This is a genomic window from Psittacicella melopsittaci, assembly GCF_003585925.1.
GTDB lineage: Bacteria > Pseudomonadota > Gammaproteobacteria > Enterobacterales > Psittacicellaceae > Psittacicella > Psittacicella melopsittaci.
In genome coordinates, this window is sequence record NZ_NRJH01000092.1 from 1 (window position 1) to 2,001 (window position 2,001).

At 28.1% G+C, this 2,001-nt stretch carries 3 protein-coding genes; all 3 read right to left on the minus strand.

Going from position 1 to position 2,001, the window contains the following annotated elements; translation table 11 throughout:
• Positions 1–249: 249 nt before the first annotated feature.
• From CJP74_RS08325 to CJP74_RS07910, 3 genes are read right to left on the minus strand one after another with little or no spacing between them, the layout of a single operon-like run.
• Positions 250–585 carry an HTH domain-containing protein gene (locus tag CJP74_RS08325; protein WP_119497980.1) on the minus strand — a complete coding sequence of 112 codons (336 nt, stop codon included), beginning with the start codon at positions 583–585 and terminating at the stop codon, positions 250–252.
• Positions 566–766, minus strand: coding sequence for an HTH domain-containing protein (locus CJP74_RS08350; RefSeq protein WP_222987062.1), 201 nt, complete (start codon positions 764–766; stop codon positions 566–568). Before CJP74_RS08350 ends, CJP74_RS08325 begins: the two co-directional genes overlap by 20 nt.
• 16 nt (positions 767–782) lie before the next feature.
• Positions 783–1,880, minus strand: coding sequence for an ATP-binding protein (locus CJP74_RS07910; protein WP_222987065.1), 1,098 nt, complete (start codon positions 1,878–1,880; stop codon positions 783–785).
• Between the last annotated feature and the right edge of the window lie 121 nt (positions 1,881–2,001).

Here is a 2,001-nt window from a genome sequence, read left to right on the forward strand (position 1 = left end):
GGGCTTATTTTTTATGGGCTCATTTTTTATCGGTACCATTTCTATGGTATCATTTTCTATCAGTACCATTTCTATGGTGTCATTTTCTATAGTATCATTTTCTATCGGTACCATTTCTATGGTGTCATTTTTCTATCAGTACCATTTTCTATGGTGTCATTTTATTGGTCTAATTCTCTAGGCATTAATTTTGCTAAAGCAAACCAAAGACAAGTACATTTAATCACTTGTCTTTGGTTGATTATTACATTAATCTTTCTTTACAATCCAATGACCATATCGATTTCCCCCAATATGCTCTATTTTATTCTCTGCACTTAGGGCCGATAAGTCTCTTTTTATTGTTGCAAGAGAAACTTCTAGTTCCTTAGCTAATTTCAAGGCACTAACATTTTTATCTTTTAAGATAAGTGCCAATATTTTTTCTTGTCGAACTAATTTTTTAGGACCAAGTTTTACTTGAGAAGAACTATTTACTTTATTAGGAGTTTTCTCTATGTCAGGGGTAAATAAAGTAATTACAACCCTATTGTCTGAGATTTCAAATCTAAGCTTTTTATAAAAGTCAGCGTAAGAAGAAAAGATTTTTTAAAACCCAGTATCCATATCTTTGAGTTCCAATAAACTCTATCAAGTTATTTCTTTTTAACTGAGTTAGATCTCGCTTTAAAGTAGAACTAGATACGTTTAATTTCCTTGATATATCTTTTGATTTTATTTTTTTACTTTCTCTAATTAACTCTAATATGTCATTTTTTCTCTTCAAAACAATTGGATTAACCTTACTCTTTTCTATTAATATTTTTGCTGTCTGAAGAATTATTTATGCTGTATAGAGTCACAATGACTGCGTTTTTAGTGATTTCATAAACAGGTTGTTTTTCATAATTTGAGTAATCTTCAAAAATTCTCCTAACACCTGTTGCGTCATTTTCAACACGATCTATTTTATTTAAAGTATCGACTATTATTTTATTTCTAGTTGAAGATTTACCATTTTTTATTTCTTCAAGAGATAGTCCATCGGGTAAACAACCAGGAGACACTATTCTTATTCTGTCATCATATAACTCAATTTTTATACTGCTTTCTAAACTATAGTCTCTATGGCAAAAACAGTTAACAATAGCTTCCCTTAAAGCTCTTGTTGGTATTTTTAATAATTCCTCTTCACCATTAAGATTACTATTTGATAAGTGTGAAAAATATAATACCTCATCAAGTTGACGTAAAATAGATCCTTTGAACTCTTTTTTATCTAAAAATTTAGTAACAGTAGTTCCTTCGAATTTTGCAAATTTGGTAACTATAGGATTTTGATCTCTTAATAGTAAAGCTGCGTTGTTATATTCATCATTTCGATTTAATAAGTTTAAGCCATATTTATCAAACTTCACATTTTTCTTTTTGAATTCTTCTTCAAGGTAAGTAAATGTAAGATCTTTTCTATCAATAATATTTTCTTCGTAAATATATCTTGGAGAAGAAAAAAGCATTCTAAGTATTTCATCATCGGAGGCTATTCTTTTAGAACTACCTACTCTTATATATACACCTTGGAGATTCATTCCTGAATTATTTTTGTAATAATATGGTTTAAATTTACCTTCCTGAATAATAATTTTGAAAGGAATCGCTTCTGGATAAATTTTTATTAAGCTACTAACATTTGGTGAAAAAGCTTCTCTTATCCAGTTTGTTAGCTTTTCTTCCCATATTTTCTTTTTTTTACTTATTATTTCGTGATCGATAATTCCATTATCATCAACTCCGAGGTGTATTTCACCACCTTCAGTATTAAGAAACGAAACAATCTCTGCTTTTAGATTATTTTCTTTTGCAGGTATATCGATTTTATATTCAATTTTATGACTTTCCATATATTTTCTCAAGTTTTTCTAGAATTGCTATTATAAAAAAATCTATATTTTATAAACTTTATAAAAAAGATTTTTTCGGCCCCTGTTATATTTAACTTATAAAACATTTAGTAATTTCTAT